Origin of the sequence: Micromonospora sp. WMMD710 (assembly GCF_029626045.1) — a bacterium.
Classification (GTDB): domain Bacteria; phylum Actinomycetota; class Actinomycetes; order Mycobacteriales; family Micromonosporaceae; genus Micromonospora.
In genome coordinates this window covers 2,928,151-2,946,845 of sequence record NZ_JARUBD010000001.1, presented here as the reverse complement: position 1 = coordinate 2,946,845, position 18,695 = coordinate 2,928,151, and the positions used below count along the sequence as shown (strand labels likewise).

15 protein-coding genes are annotated in these 18,695 nt (G+C 71.7%); 5 read left to right on the top strand and 10 right to left on the bottom strand.

Annotated features, from left to right (window positions below):
- The first annotated feature begins 190 nt into the window (after positions 1 to 190).
- The 4 genes from O7620_RS13510 (at position 191) to wecB (ending at position 4,935) form a co-directional block, all read left to right on the top strand.
- Complete coding sequence (locus O7620_RS13510) at positions 191 to 1,450, top strand: glycosyltransferase (protein WP_278123282.1); 1,260 nt, start codon at positions 191 to 193, stop codon at positions 1,448 to 1,450.
- 173 nt (positions 1,451 to 1,623) lie between these two features.
- Positions 1,624 to 2,679, top strand: a complete 1,056-nt coding sequence (locus O7620_RS13505) for a polysaccharide biosynthesis protein (protein ID WP_278123281.1) — start codon at positions 1,624 to 1,626, stop codon at positions 2,677 to 2,679.
- Positions 2,673 to 3,797 carry an NAD-dependent epimerase/dehydratase family protein gene (locus tag O7620_RS13500; protein ID WP_278123280.1) on the top strand — a complete coding sequence of 375 codons (1,125 nt, stop codon included), beginning with the start codon at positions 2,673 to 2,675 and terminating at the stop codon, positions 3,795 to 3,797. The genes O7620_RS13505 and O7620_RS13500 overlap by 7 nt, the downstream gene beginning before the upstream one ends.
- 13 nt (positions 3,798 to 3,810) lie before the next feature.
- Positions 3,811 to 4,935, top strand: coding sequence for a UDP-N-acetylglucosamine 2-epimerase (non-hydrolyzing) (gene wecB / locus O7620_RS13495; RefSeq protein WP_278123279.1), 1,125 nt, complete (start codon positions 3,811 to 3,813; stop codon positions 4,933 to 4,935).
- Positions 4,936 to 4,972: 37 nt separating this feature from the next.
- Here wecB and O7620_RS13490 read toward each other — a convergent pair whose 3' ends face one another.
- The 9 genes from O7620_RS13490 to O7620_RS13450 form a co-directional block, all read right to left on the bottom strand.
- On the bottom strand, positions 4,973 to 6,376 hold the full coding sequence (locus tag O7620_RS13490) for a hypothetical protein (RefSeq protein ID WP_278123278.1): 1,404 nt from the start codon (positions 6,374 to 6,376) through the stop codon (positions 4,973 to 4,975).
- Between the two features lie 16 nt (positions 6,377 to 6,392).
- A complete protein-coding gene (locus O7620_RS13485; RefSeq protein WP_278123277.1) occupies positions 6,393 to 7,760 on the bottom strand; it encodes a glycosyltransferase family 4 protein in 1,368 nt (455 codons plus the stop codon).
- A 44-nt stretch (positions 7,761 to 7,804) separates the two neighbouring features.
- Positions 7,805 to 8,944 (bottom strand): DegT/DnrJ/EryC1/StrS family aminotransferase, encoded by a 1,140-nt coding sequence (locus tag O7620_RS13480; protein WP_278123276.1) that lies wholly within the window; start codon positions 8,942 to 8,944, stop codon positions 7,805 to 7,807.
- 152 nt (positions 8,945 to 9,096) lie between these two features.
- Positions 9,097 to 9,885 (bottom strand): GNAT family N-acetyltransferase, encoded by a 789-nt coding sequence (locus tag O7620_RS13475; protein ID WP_278123275.1) that lies wholly within the window; start codon positions 9,883 to 9,885, stop codon positions 9,097 to 9,099.
- On the bottom strand, positions 9,870 to 10,535 hold the full coding sequence (locus O7620_RS13470) for a sugar transferase (protein WP_278123274.1): 666 nt from the start codon (positions 10,533 to 10,535) through the stop codon (positions 9,870 to 9,872). The genes O7620_RS13475 and O7620_RS13470 overlap by 16 nt, the downstream gene beginning before the upstream one ends.
- Before the next feature lie 40 nt (positions 10,536 to 10,575).
- Positions 10,576 to 11,631 (bottom strand): GNAT family N-acetyltransferase, encoded by a 1,056-nt coding sequence (locus tag O7620_RS13465; RefSeq protein ID WP_278123273.1) that lies wholly within the window; start codon positions 11,629 to 11,631, stop codon positions 10,576 to 10,578.
- Positions 11,632 to 11,887: 256 nt separating this feature from the next.
- On the bottom strand, positions 11,888 to 12,322 hold the full coding sequence (locus O7620_RS13460; protein WP_278123272.1) for a hypothetical protein: 435 nt from the start codon (positions 12,320 to 12,322) through the stop codon (positions 11,888 to 11,890).
- Between the two features lie 24 nt (positions 12,323 to 12,346).
- The gene (locus O7620_RS13455; RefSeq protein WP_278126999.1) at positions 12,347 to 13,231 is read right to left on the bottom strand and encodes an aminoglycoside phosphotransferase family protein; all 885 of its coding nucleotides are present in this window, start codon (positions 13,229 to 13,231) and stop codon (positions 12,347 to 12,349) included.
- Positions 13,232 to 13,429: 198 nt separating this feature from the next.
- Positions 13,430 to 15,847 carry a Tex family protein gene (locus O7620_RS13450; protein ID WP_278123271.1) on the bottom strand — a complete coding sequence of 806 codons (2,418 nt, stop codon included), beginning with the start codon at positions 15,845 to 15,847 and terminating at the stop codon, positions 13,430 to 13,432.
- A gap of 142 nt (positions 15,848 to 15,989) precedes the next feature.
- On the opposite strand from O7620_RS13450, the gene dgt reads away from it, so the two are divergent.
- Positions 15,990 to 17,501 (top strand): dGTP triphosphohydrolase, encoded by a 1,512-nt coding sequence (dgt, locus tag O7620_RS13445; RefSeq protein ID WP_278123270.1) that lies wholly within the window; start codon positions 15,990 to 15,992, stop codon positions 17,499 to 17,501.
- Positions 17,502 to 17,510: 9 nt separating this feature from the next.
- Here the strand turns inward: dgt and O7620_RS13440 are convergent, their stop codons facing one another.
- Positions 17,511 to 18,659, bottom strand: coding sequence for an MBL fold metallo-hydrolase (locus tag O7620_RS13440; protein ID WP_278123269.1), 1,149 nt, complete (start codon positions 18,657 to 18,659; stop codon positions 17,511 to 17,513).
- Positions 18,660 to 18,695: the final 36 nt, after the last annotated feature.

Genomic DNA, 18,695 nt, shown 5'->3' with positions numbered 1-18,695 from the left:
AATGGAAAAGGCGGCACATTCCTGGTTGGTCTGACGGCCCCGCCTGCATAACCATCGCCCGCCGCCGGGGGTTATTGCTGCGGAACGGTCATGCGGAACGCGCCACCATGGGGGTCGACATGCAGGTGTACATCGCCGGTCGCGCACCGGTGCTGAGCGCTCGGCGTCCGGCCCCGGGGAAGTGACACCCATGCCCGACGATCGGATCCCGCGGGTCGCGCTGCTGGGCTTCACCCTGCCCGACGACGTGCTGCGGGGGGTGATGGCCGGCGACGCCACGGATGCCACGCAGACGCACACCTTCGCCTGGGCCGTGGTCAACGGCCTGCGCGACGCCGGTTGCCCCGTACGCCTGCTCTCCGCCGCGCCGGTGTCGAACTACCCGCGCAACCGTCGGATCCGGTTCCGCGCCAGCCGCTTCCACCATGACGGGGTCGACGGCCAGCAACTGGGCTTCCTGAACGTCCTGGGTATCAAGCACCTCAGCCGGTTCCTCTCCGCCTGGTGGCACGGCGTCCGATCGACCCGACGGGATCCGATCGACGTCCTCCTGGTGCACGGCGTGCACACGCCGTTCCTCTGGTGTGGATTGGCGCTGGCCCGCCTGCGCCGCATGTCGGTGGTGCCGATCCTGACCGACCCTCCGGGAGTGGGCAGGCCGGGCGAGGGACGTGCGGTGCGGCTGCTGCGTGGGCTCGACGTGGCGCTGGTCCGGGCCGCCCTCACGCGTTGCTCGGGCGTGATCGCCCTGACGCTCCCGCTCGCCGAGGACTTCGCGCCGGGGCGTCCCCGCCTCATCATGGAGGGCATCTGCACGCCGCCGTCGGTCGGCGGGCGACCGCAGGCCCGCAGCCGGACCCGGGAGATCATCTACGCCGGTGGGCTGAGCCGCGCGTACGGTGTGGACCGTCTGGTGGAGGCGTTCCGCGGGCTGCCCGACCCCGACCTGCGCCTGTCCGTCTTCGGTCGCGGTGACCTCGAACCGTGGCTGCGCGACCAGGCGTCGGCCGACCCGCGGATCGCCGCACCGGAACTGCTCGAACGGTCCCGGCTCGGCCACCGCCTGGCCGGCGCGGCGGTGCTGGCCAATCCTCGTCCCGTCGACCAGTACTTCGTCCCCTACTCGTTCCCGTCGAAGATCATCGAATACCTGGCGATGGGCGTGCCGGTGGTGTCGACGGATCTGCCGGGCATCCCGGACGACTACCGTCCCTACCTCGTCTACCCCCCGACGGACACGGTCGCGGGGCTGCGCGCGGCGATCGAGCGGGTGCTCGACATGCCGGCGGGCGAGGCCGCGGCTCTCGGGGCGGCGGGACGGGACTTCGTCGTCCGGACCCGCAGCCGTGCCAGGCAGGGCCAGCGGATGCGGGACTTCCTGGGCGGGCTCACCGACGGGTCCGCCGAGCACCCGAGGGCGGTGCGGCGGCCCGCCACGGCTGATCACTGACCGGCCGGGAGGGCGGGTGCCGGTCCGCGCCCGACTCCCGCTGGACGACCACGATGGCCAGCTCTCGATGTTTGCCCGAAATGCAACTGTTTACCACGACTCTTGGGTCGATTGCTCGTTGAGCCGAGCGTGCCCGTCCGGCCACCCACTGCCGGACTTTTCCTTGATCAGTGATGAACGGAGTCCTTGTGAGCGCAGTACCTGCCGGTTGCCGGGTCTTGATCACCGGCGGTACCGGATCCTTCGGTCAGACGATGACCCGCCGCCTGCTCGACGGCGACGTCGGCGAGGTCCGGGTGTTGAGCCGCGACGAGGCCAAGCAGGACGCCATGCGCCGGCAGATCGGCGACGACCGGGTGCGCTACCTCGTCGGCGACACCCGCGACGCCGACTCGGTCGGTCGAGCCACCCGCGACGTCGACTACGTCTTCCACGCCGCCGCCCTCAAGCAGGTGCCGTCCTGCGAGTTCTTCCCGCTGGAGGCGGTGCGCACCAACATCCTGGGCAGCAGCAACGTCATCGAGGCGGCGGAGCGCAACGGCGTCGGCTCGGTGGTGGTGCTCAGCACCGACAAGGCCGTGCACCCGATCAACGCGATGGGGATGAGCAAGGCGCTGATGGAGAAGGTGGCGCAGGCGCACGCCCGCAACAACCCGCGCAGTCGTACCGTCGTCTCCTGCGTCCGGTACGGCAATGTGATGTACTCCCGCGGCTCGGTGATCCCGCTCTTCGTGGAACAGATCAAGGCCGGCCGCGCCCCGACGGTGACCGACCCGACGATGACCCGTTTCCTCATGTCCCTGGCCGATTCCGTCGACCTGGTCGAGCACGCGTTCCAGCACGCCCGGCCCGGGGACATCTTCATCCGCAAGGCCGCGGCGAGCACCGTCGGGGACCTCGCCGAGGCGGTGTGCGAGCTCTTCGACGCGCCGTCGAAGATCGAGTGCATCGGCGTACGGCACGGCGAGAAGCACCACGAGACCCTCGCCAGCCGTGAGGAGCTGGCGCAGGCCGAAGACTTCGGCGAGTTCTACCGGGTGCCGGTGGACGCCCGGGACCTCAACTACGCGCTCTACGTCTCCGAGGGGGAGCTGGGCGAGACGCCGGCGCAGGAGTTCAACTCCGCCAACGCGCGACGGCTGGACGTACCGCAGATCATGCAGCTGCTGCAGACGCTGCCCGAGATTCGGGCCGAGCTGGCCCTGCGCGACCCGGTGCTGTCGTGCTGAGGATCGCGGTCACCGGCGCCGGCGGCTTCCTCGGCTGGCACGTGCGCGTCCTGGCCCGGGCGCTCGGCTGGCCCGAACCGGTGGTGATCACGCGCGGGGACCTGTACGACGAGGCGGCGCTCGCGGCCCGGCTGGACGGCGTCGACCGGGTGTTGCACCTGGCCGGGGTCAACCGGGGTGACCCGGTCGAGGTGGCCACCACAAACGTCGAGCTCGCCGCCGCGTTGGCCCGTGGGCTGCGCCGATGCGTCACACCGCCGGGTGCGGTCGTCTTCGCCAACTCGGTGCAGGCCGGCAACGGCACGCCGTACGGCGACGCGAAGGCCGTCGCCGCGGCGACCCTCGCGGCGGCCCGGCCCGACCTGATCGACGTCCTGCTGCCGAACCTGTACGGCGAGCACGGCCTACCGCACTACAACTCGGTGGTGGCCACGTTCTGCCGGCTGCTCGCCGAGGGGCGTACCCCGCAGGTGCACGAGAACCGGCAGATGGAGTTGGCGCACGTCACCGACGCCGCGGCCCGGCTGCTCGGGGTTCCGGCGGACGGCTCGTGGGATCCGTCGATGCCGATGCTGCGGATCGGCGTACGCGAACTCGCCGACCGGTTGACCGGCTTCGCCGGCATCTACCGCAACGGCGAGATCCCACGCCTGGTCGACCGGCACGACGTGCGGCTGTTCAACGCCTACCGGTCGCAGTGCTTCCCGGAGCACTACCCGCTCCCGCTGCCCCGGCACGCCGACTCGCGCGGCGAGCTGGTGGAGGCGGTACGGGCGCACGGTGCTGCCGGGCAGACGTTCTGCTCCACCACCCGACCCGGCATCAGCCGGGGCGAGCACTTCCACCTGGCGAAGGTGGAGCGGTTCGTGGTGCTGCGCGGCAGCGCCGAGATCAGCCTGCGTCGGGTCAGCGAGGACACCGTGGTGCGCTTCCAGGTCAGCGGTGACGAACCCGTGGTGGTGGACATGCCGACCATGTGGGCGCACAAGATCGTGAACACCGGGACCGACGAACTCTTCACTCTCTTCTGGGTCAACGAACTGTTCGACCCGGACCGCCCCGACACCTACCCGGAGCGGGTGGAGGCGGCGGAGCCTGTCCCGGCGGTGCTGGCGTGACGGAGGACCTGACATGACCAGGGTAATGACGGTTGTCGGCACGCGGCCGGAGATCATCCGGCTGGCTCGGGTGCTGGACCGACTCGACCGGACCGTCGACCACGTCCTCGTCCACACCGGGCAGAACTGGGACCGGTCCCTGTCGGACATCTTCTTCACCGAGCTGCGGCTGCGCCAACCGGACCGGTTCCTGCGGGTGGACACGTCCTCCCTCGGCCGGGTGCTCGGCGGGGTGCTGATCGGGGTGGAGCAGGCGATCGAGGAGGTGCGGCCGGACGCACTGCTGGTGCTCGGCGACACCAACAGCTGCATCGCCGCGCTGATGGCCCGCCGCATGCGGGTGCCCGTCTACCACATGGAGGCCGGCAACCGCTGCTTCGACCTCAACGTGCCGGAGGAGACCAACCGGCGGATGGTCGACCACGTCGCCGACTTCAACCTGGTCTACACCGAGCACGCCCGCCGCAATCTGCTGGCTGAGGGTCTGCACCCGCGTCGGATCCTGCACACCGGCTCCCCGATGCGCGAGGTGCTGGAGCACTATCGGGACGGGGTCGAGCGGTCGACGATCCTCGACCAGCTCGGGCTCACCGCCGGCGACTACTTCGTGGTGAGCGCCCACCGGGAGGAGACCGTCGACCGACCGGACCGGCTGCGCCGGTTGCTCGACTGCCTGCGGGCCGTCCGGGACACCTGGGGACTGCCGGTGCTGGTGTCGACGCACCCCCGTACCCGCAAGCGGCTGGAAGCGTTGGCCGACGACGCGCTCGCACTCGACGGCATCGCCTTCCACGAGCCGTTCGGGCTGCTCGACTACGTACGGTTGCAGAGTCAGGCGCGGTGCACCCTCTCCGACAGCGGCACCATCAGCGAGGAGTCGGCGATCCTCGGTTTCCCGGCCGTGACACTGCGGGAGTCGATCGAACGCCCCGAGGCGCTGGACGCCGGCGGCATCGTGATGACCGGGCTGGACCCGGAGGGCGTGCTGGAGGCGATCCGGGTGGTGGTCGACCAGGTCGCCGCCGACGGTGTGCCCTGCCCGGCCGACTACCAGGTCCCCGACACGTCACGCCGGGTGGTCGACTTCATCCTGTCGACCGTGCGCCGGCACCACGACTGGGCCGGCATCCGGCGCTGATCCGCCGGTTGCGCCGCGCACACCGTGCCGGGTTCGGTCACCGCGACCGAACCCGGCCGTCGCGGGTTGTGCCCGCTGGGCGTTCTCCGACGTACGGCAGCGCGCCGAGCAGCGGTCCGTCGACCGGCCCGAGGACGTAGGCGGACAGCCGGCCGTGCCGGCGCAGCAGGGCCAGGCCGAGGACCGCACCGGTGAGCACCTCGGCCGCGAGGGTGGCAGCGGCCGCACCGGTCGCACCCGCCAGGGGCACCGCCGCGAGAGCCACCGGGGTGATCAGGGCGGCGTTGACCACCATGATCCGGGTCGCCTGCCGGTAGCTCGCGTCGCCGATCTGATTCAGCGTGACCGCCCGGACAACGGTCATGAAGGGAAGTGCGACAGCCAGGAGGACCAGCCACAGCGCCGGCCCGGGCGGGGGGAGCCGGAGCAGATCGCCGACGATCCACGGGGCCGCGACGATGCTCACCACCGTCATGAACACCGCGCCGGCGATGGCGACCACCTCGCCCTGCCGGCCGTCGTTCACGGTGCCGAGGCCCTGCCGGCGCCGGACGCGCCCGACCAGCGACACCCGCAGCGCGGCGGTCAGCACGCTGGTCTGGGCCTGGTACACGCTGAGCACCGCGCCGAACGCCCCCATCACCTGCGGTGAGACCAGCAGCGACAGCAGGACCGTCGTCATCCGGCCGCCCCAGTACTCGGCGATGCTGTAGGTGAACAGGTGCCGGTTCATGCCGAACGCGGAGAGCGCGCGCCGTGGCGACAACTCGGTCAGGAAGCGGGGGCGGAGCCAGGATCGTCCACCGAGGAACGCCTCGGCGGCCAGGAACTGGATGACCGCCGCGATCAGCAACGCGCTGCTCAGTTGCCCGCCCAGGGCGACCAGCACCAGAGCCGGGACCTTGCACCCGCAGACGGCCACCGCGGTGCTGACGAACCGCAGGTCGCGCGCCAGATCCGCGAGTTGGAAGTTGGCGTGGTGGTTGCCGATGGTCACCACCGCGATCGCCAGCATCGCCGCCCACCCGTAGCCGGAGCGGCTGTAGAGGGTTCCGATGGCGACGGTGCCGAGCACCATGCACGGCAGTGTCACGAACACCCACTGGCTGCGCACTGCCCGGCGTTGTTCGGCATCGCCGCTGATGTAGAGCAGGGGGGAGCCGCCGGCCACGACGATCGCCACCAGGGACAGGGCCGCCGTGACAGCGACGTACGCCGCGATCTCGTCGGTCTGGCCGTGCCGTGCGCTCACCGCGAGCAGTGCGGCGTTCAGCAGCCCGTTCAGCAGGTTCGTGCAGGAGGCCACCAGCGAGTGCCGGGTCGACGACGTGATCTGGCGTGGCTGTCGCCGGCGACGGCGCCTCGGTACCGGCGCGTCGTCGAACGGCGGGGACCACTGCGGCCAGCCGGGCGAGGGCGGTGCCTGGCGGGCACCAGTCATCCCTCGTCCCGGCCCATCACGGCCTTCTCCTCGCACGCGCGATCCGGCCCCGCCGGGCCGCCGTGGCGAGCAGGTCGGCGAGGACCGGCGCGTTGCTCGCCTCACTCATGTGGGTCAGGTAGTACTGGCGTCCCGCCCGTCCCATCTCCCGAAGCCGGTCCCGTGGCGTGTCCCTGGCCGATCGGATGACCGCGGCCAGTGCCTCGGCGTCACCCGGCGGGGCCGCGAAGCCCGCCTCGGCGTCACGCGCGATGCGGGCCACGTCACCGGGTGCGCAGGCGAGCATGGGCTGACCGCAGGCGAGGATGGACTGGGTCTTGCTGGGCAGGGTGATCCGGAACAGCGGCTCGTCCGCCAGCGAGATGAGGTTGAGGTCGGCGACGGCCATCCGGGCGGGCATGCGTTCCGGGGGGACCGAGTCGAGAAAGTGGACGTTGCCCAGCCGGTCGCGGGTCACCTGGGCGATCAGCCGGTCCTTCTCCACGCCGTCGCCCACCAGGACAAGGTGAACGTCCGGTGTGTCCCGCAGTCGTGCCATGGCGTCCACCACGACGTCGAGTCGCTGGGCCGCGCCGAGGTTGCCGCCGTACATGAGCAGGAAGTCGTCCTCGGTCAGACCCAGCCGGCGACGCAGGCCGGGTTCCGGCTCGGTCGGCTGCATGATCTTCTCGTCGGCCCAGATGTAGACCAGCGAGACCTTCTCGGCGGGCACGCCCCGGTCGATGACGATGTCCCGTAGTCCCGGCGTGGGAACCGTCACGTGGTCGGCCCACCGGTAGGTCCGGTCGGTGAAGCGGCCCAGCACCGCCTCCGCGATCCGCCGGGTCGGTCCCTCGGTGAGGAAGCCGGTCGCGAACACGTTGTCCGGCCACAGGTCGATCACCATCGTCACGTACGGCGTCCGCCACCGCAGTTTCGCCATCATGGCCGCGGCGGTCGCGGTGACCGGGGAGGAGTAGACCAGAGCGACGTCCGTGTCGCGCAGTGCGCTGGCGCCGAGCAGCGAGGAGGATGCCGCCCAACTCGTGTAGTTCACCGCCCGGCCGATCGCCGACCGGTCGTGGCTCGGGTAGAGCGGCGTGCGCACAACACGCGTCCCGTCCTGCACCTCGACGCTGCGGCGCCGCGCCGAGTAGCCCTCGTACACGACGCCTTTCGGGTAGTTCGGTACGCCGGTGAGCACGTCGGCGACGAAGCCCTGGTGACGCAGCGTCGTGGTGAGGCGTTGGGCGAGGGCCGCGGGTTCCGGAGGGAACCACTGGCTCACCAGTGTGACCCGGTCGGGCCGGTCGCCGTTCACCCCGAAGGCCGCGCCCTCGGGTCGGCGAGCGGCGCCGGACGCCGCACCTGCCGGCACCTGATCGCCGTGGTCGAGGTCGCTCATCACGGGCCTTCCTGTCTGCGCGTGCGTCCGATGTCAGGTCGCGCTCACGAGTGGTGGCGCAGGAAGCCGTGGATCTCGTCGCTGATCCGGTTGATCTGCTCCTCGTCGAGTGACGATCCGCTGGGCAGGGTCAGTCCCTGCGCGAAGAGTCGATCCGCGGCACCGGTGAGGTACGCCTCCGCGCCGGCGAACATGGGCTGCCGGTGCAGCGGCTTCCAGGCCGGCCGGGTCTCGATGTCGGCCTGCGCGAGATGACCGGCCAGCTCCGCGGCCTGCCAGCCGCTGAGCTTCGGGTCCACGGTGATGACGGTGAGCCAGCAGTTGGTGCCCGGGTCACTCTCGGCCAGCACCTCGACGCCGGCGACCGGCGCGAACAGTTTCGAGTAGTGGTCCCGGACCCGGCGCCGGCGGGCGGTCATCTCGTCCAGCCGGCTCAGCTGGGCCCGGCCGAACGCGGCCAGGAGGTTGCTCAGCCGGTAGTTGAAGCCCATCTCGTCGTGCTCGTGGTGCTGGGCCGGGATACGGGCCTGGTTGGCACGGTGCCGAGCCCGGGTGATCACCTGCTCGTCGTGGGAGAGCAGCATTCCGCCGCCCGAGGTGGTGATCATCTTGTTGTGGCTGAACGAGAGCACCCCGGCGTCGCCGAAGGAGCCGGCGCAGCGGCCCCGGTACGTCGAGCCCAGCGCCTCCGCCGAGTCCTCGACGACGCGCAACTCCGCCTCCCGGCAGAGGTCCAGCAGCGGGTCGTAGTCGACGCAGGCGCCGAACATGTCGACCGGCATCACCGCGCCGATCGGCCGTCCGGCCCGGCGCAGGTCGGCGACGACCTCACTCAGCAGGCCCACGTCCACATTGCCGGTGGCCGCGTCGCAGTCGACGAAGACCGGGGTGGCGCCGGTGTAGAGCACGGCGTTGGCGGTCGCCACGAACGTCACGGTGGGTACCAGCACGATCTGCCCCGGACCCACGCCGCAGGAGAGCAGGCCGAGGTGCAGGGCGGCCGTGCCGGAGTTGAGTGCCAGGGCGTACGGCACTCCGACCCGCTGGGCGACCTCCTGCTCGAAGGCGTCCACCTCCGGACCGAACGGCATCGCTCCACCGCTGCGCAGCGCGCGTATGACAGCGACCTCCTCGGCCGGTCCCACGTCGGGCAGGGAGAGGTAGATGGGCGCGCGCATGGGCATGAAGAACTCCTCGCAGCCGGTCGGTCGCCTACGCAGCACTCAACGATCCGCCCCTGCGAGAGTTTCGGTCATTTTCGCCAATAAAGGGCGGTCATGTCGGCATTGAACCGATCCTCGGCGCGTCGTCCACCGTGTCGGCGGCTCCGGGCGGGTCAGCCCGGCGTTGCCGCGAGCGTGCACCGCATCCGGACGAACCGGGCCAGCTCCGTGCCGGCGGCGGCCGGTCGTTCATCGGTGCCGGTCGTGGCGGAGAAGCAGCGGTCGATCTCGACCAGCCGGCTGGCGGCGGCGGCGAGAGCGGCGGCGTCGGGTGCGGCCGGGACGCGGATGGCCGTGCCGACCACCCTCAGGTCGACGTCATCGCCGATGACGGTGCGGACGGTGAGGTCGCCGAAGCCGTACGCGGTGTGGTGCGCCGCGAAGGCCGGCCAGTTCACCAGTCGGATCGAGGCCGGCGTCGACGCTTCCACGCCGAGGACCTCGCGCCAGCTGGAGCGGGTCAGGTCCGTGAAACCGTGGCGCAGGTACAGCCGGTGGGCGGCCGGATTGTCGAGGGACACGTCGAGCAGCAGCGCCCGGCAGCCCAGCCGTACGGCGAGGTCATGTCCGTCGCCGAGCAGGCGGCTGCCCAGGCCCCGCCCGCGGTCGTCGTCGCGCACCGCGATCCCGTTGAGGAGCAGCTGCCCGGGCAGCAGCCGCCAGTCGGCCACGGCCCGCAGGCCGTGTGGACCGCGCACCGCGCGCAGGATGACCGTGCGAGCGTCCACCGGTGGCGTCAGCGCCGCGGCCAGGTACGACCAGTAGCCGCCCGCGTGGTACGCGACAAGCCCCCGGCACGCCTGCGGCACGGACGACGCCAGCAGATCCGTGGCCTCCACGAGGGCCGGATCGTCGGCGTCGTCGAGCGTGTCGACCTCGCCGGCGGTCAGGTCGAGGCGCACTTCAACTCCCGTTCCTTGTCCAGATCGAGCATCTCCGCACTGGGGTCGACCGCCACGCCCCTGCCGGTGAGGACCATGGAGACGGTCGCGGCGAGTATCCGCAGGTCCAGCCAGAGGTTCCACTGCTCGACGTACCGCACGTCGAGTGCCAGGCGCCGGTCCCAGACGACGCTGTTACGTCCGTGGACCTGGGCGAGCCCCGTGATCCCGGGACGCATGTCGAAGCGCCGCCGCTCCCGATCGTCGTACCAGGCGTCGTAGCGGGGGAGCAGTGGCCGTGGGCCCACCAGGCTGAGGTCACCCCGGAGGACATTGATCAACTGGGGCAGCTCGTCGATGCTCAGGCGACGCAGCGTACGACCGACCGGGCCGCACCGCAGCCCGTCCGGCAGGAGATCGCCGGCGGCGTCACGTTCGTCGGACATGGTACGGATCTTGAATATTCTGATCGGTAGTTGCCATTGGCCGGTGCGTTCCTGAGTGAACAGAATTGGCGAGCCCAGTTGAATGCGGACCAGCAGTGCGGCAACCACCAGGACTGGCAGGGTGAGAATAAGAATCAGCAGCGCGAGCACTATGTCCTGCAGCCGCTTCACCCGACGTTGCATATCCATCGAAACGCCTTCACCTTGGCCGTGGTTGGTGCTCATGTAGGTGTTATAGCAGAGCAAAGGGCACGCCTTCCGCGGTTCAGGCAAAGCGATAGGCCGGGAACCAGCCGGATGCGTGCAGTGTCGACGTGGGCCGTCCGATCCGCGTCGCCGCCGCCTTCACCAGCAGCTCGTACGCGTCGTCGTTGATCACCAGGGAGGCCGTCCAGAAGGGTGCCCGTTCGCCCCCGAACGAGCGCTTGAACATCAGCAGTTTGTCGTCGTCCCGGGAGCTGATGCCGCCGCCGAGGTGTACCCGCCGGCAGCCGTTGTCGGCGGACCAGCGGAGGATCGACCAGACCAGGAGATTGTTGGCGCCGAGCCGCCCACCCTCGAGTGTGGAGCCGGCGAGGTGGTAATGCGCCAGTTCGCCGTGTCGCATCACCAACGCCGATGCGACTGCCGCCCCGACGTCGTCCCGGACCTCGGCGACCAGCAGATTCTTGCCGAGGCCGTCGAGTAGTGCCCGGTAGTAGGAATCGGGGAAGAAATATCTGGCGCTGCTGCCGATTCTCGCCATTGTCTGCTCATACAGTCGGCGAAAGCTGCTGGACCGACCGAGATCGGCGGGGTCGACGTGGCGGACCTCAGCGGTCAAGCCGCTCCGCTCGGCCTTTCGAATAGCGGTTCGAGCCCGCCCTGCCAATTGTTTCCAGACGGCGTCGGGGCCTTGACCGACCGATACGACGACATTTTCCCCCCGCCAGGTGAAATCCAGGCCGGGTAGGTCCCTGGCGAATTCCGTCGAGCGGCTGTCGAGCGGCGAGAATCGAAAGAACAGTGAGATGAGGCCCGCCTCGCGCCAGCAGTCGACCATCTGCGGCCAGAGCCGTTCCACGTCGTGCCGGGTGCGCGACGGACCGACGTGGATGCCGGCGTAGCCGTACGGGCTGATCCCGTCGGACCACCGCTCGTCGATGCGCCGCTGAAGGAAGGGAACCAGTACGTCGTCGCCGCAGTGCGTCATGCGCCACGCGCCACCCTCTGCCTCGGCGGCCGCTGATCCGTAGCCCTTGGTGAAATAGACATCAGGGCAGCGGTCATCGGGCGGCGAGTGCGCGTCGGTCAGACCCCAGATCCTTGGTTGACTGCTCATTGCTCCCCCGAGAGTCGCCCGATGGTCGCCGAACGTGAACGACGTCCCTGTCCACCCACCGCCATCCGCAGCCCTCGTCGTCGGTGTCGCCTCCGTCTGTCTCCGGCAGGCTTAACGAGGCAGAATCACACCGGATTCGCCTCTGTCGAGAATCTAAGTCGCCTTTGGGCCGTTTGTCCGCTTGAAAACTGAACGAACGGTGAAGCCGCAGATCAGCGGCTGTCGGGCAGCGCCCGCCGACCTGGAACGCGGTCGCTCAGTCCCAGGTGTCGCCGGCTTCGAGGCGACGGGCGAGCAGGGCACGCAACGGCACCGATTCCCCGTCGCGACCGCCCCGACCGATGACGAGCGGAGCCGGATCGGGCTGCGGGTCCGCGCCGAACAGGCGTGCGCGCAGACTCGTCGGCACGGTCAGCAGATGGAAGCCGGCCCGGACGTCGATCGCGCGGCTGTGCGCCCTGTCCACGTACCAACCGGTGAGCCGGGTGCGGTAGCGGGAGCGCCCGTCGTAACCCCGGGCGACCAGCCGGGTGGTCCGCAGCCCGCGTCGCGTCGCCTCGGCGACGAACCAGGCCACCAGCTCCGCCGCCTCCGCCTGCTCGGCGGCCCGCCGCCGCGCGTCCGCGTCGGCGTGTGCCCGCACCGCGCGCCGCTGCTGATCCCGCCACTCCCGGCCGTCGTGCTCACCCACGACGCCGACGGTACGCGACCCGACTCAGTCGAGGACCGCCCGCAGCGTGTGCCGGGCGAGGCCGGCCATCACCGGATTAGTCTCGACGTAGTACGGCAACGCGTTGATCGCCTGCCCCAGGGCCCAGCCGCGGCCCCGCTCCCACGTCGCGTCGTCCACGCCCAACGCCCGTCGGTACGTCTCCCGCGCCGCGGCGTCGAACAGGTTCCACGCCGGCATCAGGTCCACCGCCGGGTCACCCACGGTGACCGCGCCCAGGTCGATGACCGCGGCCAGCCGACCGTCGCGGACCAGCAGGTTGCCCGGCATCAGGTCGGCGTGGATCCACACGTCATCGCCGTCGTGCCGGGGAGTGGTCCGGCACCGGTCCCACACCTCGGCGAGCCGAGCGGTGTCGGTCAACTCGCCGCTCGCGGCGAGGGCCGTCCGCACGTCGGCATCCTCGGCGGCCAGTGGCCCGCCCCGACCGGACCCCGGCCAGGACCGCCCGCCGGTCTCGATGCCCCGCAGGGCCGTCACGACCCCGGCCAGGTCGCGGGCGAAGACGTCGAGGTCGGCGATCCGGTCGAGCTGCGCCGTCTCGCCAGGGATGAAGCGGTACGCCGTCCACGGCCCCGGGTATCCCTCGCCCGGCGCACCGAGGCCGAGCGGTTCGGGCACCGTGACCGGCAGTTGCGCGGCGAGCAGCACGGCGTGCTCCTGCTCCCGCACCAGCTCGTCGCGTAGCTCGGCATCGGCGTAGGGCCGCAGCGGAAACCGCAGCACGACCTCCGTGCCGAGCCGGAACAGGGCGTTCACCGTGCCGGCCGAGGGAAGCGGGCGAACCGGCAGGCCCCGCCAGCGGGGGAACTGCTCGGCCACCAGCGCGGCGACCACGTCCGCGCTCACATCCACCTGGTCGACATGCATCCTCACCGCGGGATCATCGCCCAGATCCCCACCGCAGGCGAGCCGATATTGCCGCCCGCCGCCCGCCGCCCGCCGCCCGCCGTCTGCCGCCTGCCGCCCGCCGCCCGAGCCCGGCCATCCGAGGCCGCTGACCGGCCCGGTCACCCGACCACTCGGCGAGGTGACCGGGTGACCGGGTGACGGTGACCGGGTGGGCGATCAGGCCAGTCCGGCGCGGCGCAGGGCCTCCGCCATGGCGTCGTTGGCCGGTGCCGGCGCGCTCTGCCGCTGCGGCCCGCCGCGCGAGCCCTGCTGCCCACCGCCGCGCCCGCTCTGCTGACCACCCTGCCCGCCGCGCCCGGACGGTCCGCCGCGACCACCCTGCGGTCCGCGCTGCGCCGGGCCGCCGCGCCCCTCCTGGCTCGTCCGACCACCACCACCGGCGGCGGCCGGCTCGTCGTCCAGGCGCAGGGTCAGCGAGATGCGCTTGCGGGGTACGTCCACGTCGAGCACCCGGACCTTGACCACGTCGCCGGACTTCACCACCTCGCGGGGGTCCTTCACGAAGGTCCGGGACATCGCCGAGACGTGCACCAGGCCGTCCTGGTGCACACCGACGTCCACGAACGCCCCGAACGCGGCCACGTTGGTGACCACGCCCTCCAGCACCATGCCGGGCGTCAGGTCGCTGATCTTCTCCACCCCCTCCACGAAGGTGGCGGTGCGGAACTCCGGCCGAGGGTCACGCCCCGGCTTCTCCAGCTCGGCGAGGATGTCGGTCACGGTGGGCAGGCCGAACCGGTCGTCGACGAAGTCGGTGGCCCGCAGCCCGCGCAGGATGGCGCTTCTGCCGATCACCGAGCGCAGATCCTGGCCGGTGCTGGCGAGGATGCGCCGCACCACCGGGTACGCCTCGGGGTGCACGCTGGAGGAGTCCAGTGGGTCGGCCCCGCCGGGGATGCGCAGGAAGCCCGCGCACTGCTCGAACGCCTTCGGCCCGAGCCGGGCCACCTTCTTCAGGTCCGTACGCGAGCGGAACGGCCCGTTGGCGTCCCGGTGCAGCACGATGTTCTCGGCCAGCCCGGCCCCGATCCCGGAGACCCGGGTCAGCAGCGGCGCGGAGGCGGTGTTGACGTCCACCCCGACCGCGTTCACGCAGTCCTCCACCACCGCGTCCAGCGACCGGGAGAGCTTCACCTCGGACAGGTCGTGCTGGTACTGGCCGACGCCGATCGACCGTGGGTCGATCTTGACCAGTTCGGCGAGCGGGTCCTGCAGGCGGCGGGCGATGGACACCGCGCCGCGCAGCGACACGTCCATCCCGGGCAGCTCCTGCGAGGCGTACGCGGACGCCGAGTAGACCGACGCGCCGGCCTCGGACACCACCACCTTGGTCAGGTTGAGCTGCGGATGCCGCTTGATCAGGTCACCGGCCAGCTTGTCGGTCTCCCGGGAGGCGGTGCCGTTGCCGATCGCGATCAGCTCCACCCCGTGCGCCCCGGCCAGCCGGGCGAGGGTCTCCACCGACGCGTCCCACTGCCGGCGCGGCTCGTGCGGGTAGATGGTGTCGGTGGCGACGACCTTGCCGGTCGCGTCCACCACGGCCACCTTGACGCCGGTCCGCAGACCCGGGTCCAGGCCCATCGTCGGCCGGGTGCCGGCCGGCGCGGCGAGCAGCAGGTCACGCAGGTTGGTGGCGAAGACGCGCACCGCCTCCTCCTCCGCCGCCTGCCACAGCCGCATCCGCAGGTCCGCGCCGAGGTGGATGAGGATCCGGGTACGCCACGCCCAGCGCACCGTGTCGGCCAGCCAGCGGTCGGCCGGGCGGCCCGCGTCGGACACCCCGAACCGGCCGGCGATGGCCGCCTCGTACCGGCTCGGCCCGGTCGGTACGGCGTCCGCCTCGCCGGCCTCCTCCGGTTCCATGGTGAGGTCGAGCACGCCCTCCTTCTCGCCCCGGAACATGGCCAGGATCCGGTGCGAGGGCAGCTTCGGGTACGGCTCGGAGAAGTAGAAGTAGTCGGAGAACTTGGCGCCGGCCGTCTCCTGACCCTCGCGTACCCGGGAGGCCAGACGGCCCCGTGACCACATCTGTTCGCGCAGCGTGCCGATCAGGTCGGCGTCCTCCGCGAAGGTTTCGATGAGGATGGCGCGGGCGCCCTCCAGCGCGGCGGCGACGTCGGCGACGCCCTTCTCCGCGTCGACGAACCCGGCGGCCGTGGCCCGCGGGTCCTGGCTGGGGTCGGCGAGCAGCGTCTCGGCCAGCGGGGCGAGCCCGGCCTCCCGGGCGATCTGCGCCCGGGTCCGCCGCTTCGGCTTGTACGGCAGGTAGATGTCCTCCAGCCGGGACTTCGAGTCGGCGGCCATGATCTGCGCTTCCAGGGCTTCGTCGAGCTTGCCCTGACCGCGGATCGACTCCAGCACCGCGGCCCGCCGCTCGTCCAGCTCGCGCAGGTAGCGCAGCCGCTCCTCCAGGGTGCGCAGCTGGGTGTCGTCGAGCAGGCCGGTGGCCTCCTTGCGGTAGCGGGCGATGAACGGCACGGTGGCGCCGCCGTCGAGCAGCTCCACGGCCGCCCGCACCTGACGCTCGGCCACGCCGAGCTCGTCAGCGATCCGCTGATGAACAGACTGGGTCACGATCTCGATCCGCCTTCGACTCGATCCGCCCTCAAAGAGCGGGTACCGCCCTGCATTGTGCCGGGCGCTCTCCGGCGCTGTCGCCGCGCCCGGCCGGGGTGAGCCGCCACGGCCCCGTCCGGCCTGCGCTAGCGTGGCGATCATGGAAAATGCTGCGGAGCCGCGCGCCCGGCGGCTCTTCGGCGGCAGCGCCCGGGCCCTCGGTGACCTCGCCGCCGACCCGTTCCGCGCCGACCGGGACCGGATCGTCGGCTCGCCGTTCTTCGCCCGCCTCGGCGGCGTCACCCAGGTGATCAGCCCGGTCGGCTCCGGCCTGCTGGTGCACAACCGGCTCACCCACAGCCTGAAGGTCGCCCAGGTGGCCCGCTCGATCGCCGAGCGGCTCACCGCCGACGAACGGTGGCGCGACCTGCTGGACAAGCTCGGCGGCTGCGACCCCGACGTGGTGGAGGCCGCCGCGCTCGCCCACGACCTCGGCCACCCGCCGTTCGGGCACCTGGGGGAGCGGGTGCTGGACCGGCTGGCCCGCCAGCGCCTCGGCCTGCCCGACGGTTTCGAGGGCAACGCCCAGTCGTACCGGATCGTCACCAGCACCGAGATCCGGGGTGCGGCCACCACCGGGCTGGACCTGACCGCGGCGGTCCGCGCGGCCATGCTGAAGTACCCGTGGACCCGGCTGGACCACCCCGACCCGCATCCGCGCACGATGAACCCGCCGCCGCGCGGCGCCACCCCGCCGCCGGACGACCCGGAGAGCGGCTCGTCGAAGTTCGGCGCGTACCGGACCGAGCTGGACGACCTGCGGCAGGCCCGGGAGCCGTTCGCCGGCCGCATCCCGGACTGGCAGCAGACCGTGGAGGCGTCCGTGATGGACACCGCCGACGACATCGCGTACGCCATCCACGACGTGGAGGACTTCTACCGGGTCGGTGTGCTCCAGCAGGGCGCGGTGTCCGCCGAGCTGATGGCCTGGCAGCGGGAGAGCGGGCACTTCCGGGCGATCACGGACGCGGCGCTGGCCATCTCGGCCCGTCGACCCGGCGCGGCGATCGAGCGGCTCCGCCGGCAGCTGCACCGCAAGGACGCCTGGATCGCCGACGACGACGCGTTCGCCGCCGCCGTCGAGCACGTCCGCGAGGAGTTGGTCGACGGGCTGCTGGCCCTGCCGTTCGACGGCTCGATCGAGGCCGAGCAGTACGTGGCGCGGTTCTCCGCCCGCTGGTCCACCCGCTTCGTCGAGGCGATCACCGTGACCGACCAGCCGTCGGTGCGCTCCGGGTACGTGCTGCTCGGCTGCGCGCAGTGGCATGAGGTGCAGGTGCTCAAGTTCGTGCACCACCGGTTCGTGCTGGCCCGCCCGGATCTGGCGCTGCACCAGCGCGGTCAGGCGCGGCTGCTGGGCACCCTGGTGGAGGCGCTGTGGGAGTGGCTGCTCGACCCGGAGGAGGAGTCCCGGCTGCCCCGCCGCCTGCACGACCTGGTGGAGCTGGCGGAGGCGGAGCTGCACCCGCGTACCCCGCACCGGATCGGCCGGGCCCGGGGCCGGGCCATCGTGGACTTCGTCGCGCAGCTCACCGACGGTCAGGCGGTCGCCATGCTGGACGCGCTCTCCGGCCGGTCCGGCGCGCTCTGGACCGACGCGTTCGTGCTCTGAGACGCCCGCTCAGGCGACCGACTGCCACCAACCGTCGACGGCGGGCGGCTCGTCGACCACCACCCGCTCGCCCGGGCGGGGCACGGCGAGCCGCACGTCGCGGGCCTTGGCCTCGGCCCACAACCGGTCGACCGGCTCGGACCAGTCGTGCAGGGCCAGGTTGAACGTCGCCCAGTGCACCGGCACGAACAGCCCGCCGCGCAGGTCGAGGTGGGCGCTGACCGCCTCCTCGGGGAACATGTGGATCGTCGGCCAGGCCCGGTCGTACGCGCCGATCTGCATCAGCGTCACGTCGAACGGCCCGTGCTCGGCGCCGATCTCCGCGTACCCGTCGAAGTAGCCGGAGTCGCCGGTGTAGAAGACCTTGCGGCGTGCCCCGGCCACCACCCACGAGCTCCAGAGCGTGCCGTCGCGGCGCAACCCGCGACCGGAGAAGTGCTGGGCGGCGGTGGCGGTGATCTCCAGGCCCGCGACCTGGTGCGACTCGGACCAGTCCAGTTCGATGATCCGCTCGGCGGGTACGCCCCAACGGTCCAGGTGCGCGCCCACCCCGAGCGGCACCAGAAACGGCGCGGACTGCCCGGCGAGCAGCGCCCGCACGGTCGCCATGTCCAGGTGGTCGTAGTGGTCGTGCGAGATGAGGATGGCGTCCAGCGGCGGCAGCTCGTCGATGCGCACCGGTGGCTCGTGCAGCCGGCGGGGGCCGACCAGCCCCGAGGGGGAGCAGCGGTCGCTCCACACCGGGTCGAGCAGCACCCGCCGGCCCTCGATCTCGATCAGCGTCGAGGCGTGGCCGTACCAGACGATGTTGAGCTCGTCGGCGGTGTCGGCGGCTCCCGGCGCGCCGGCGCTGGGGCGCAGCAGCGGCACGGGCGCGGTGGGACGCCTCTTCTGCTCGCCGAAGAGCAACTCGCGGACCAGGTTGCGGCCCGGCTCGGCGACCATCGTGCGGGTGCCGGCCCGGTTGTGGAAGGTGCCCTCGCGGAACTGGGGCGATCGGGCGGCCCGTTCGGCCCGTGCCCCGCTGAGCCGGCCACCCAGCGCCGCCGGCACATCCCGGGCGACCCAGGCCAGGCCGGCCAGTGCGGCCAGGCCAGCCGCGCCCCGCATCCGCCGCCCGAGTGACCGTTCGACGTCCGTGCTCTGCGCTCGTGCCATTGCCGTCCCTCCGACGTGTCCGCCCCTACACGGTAG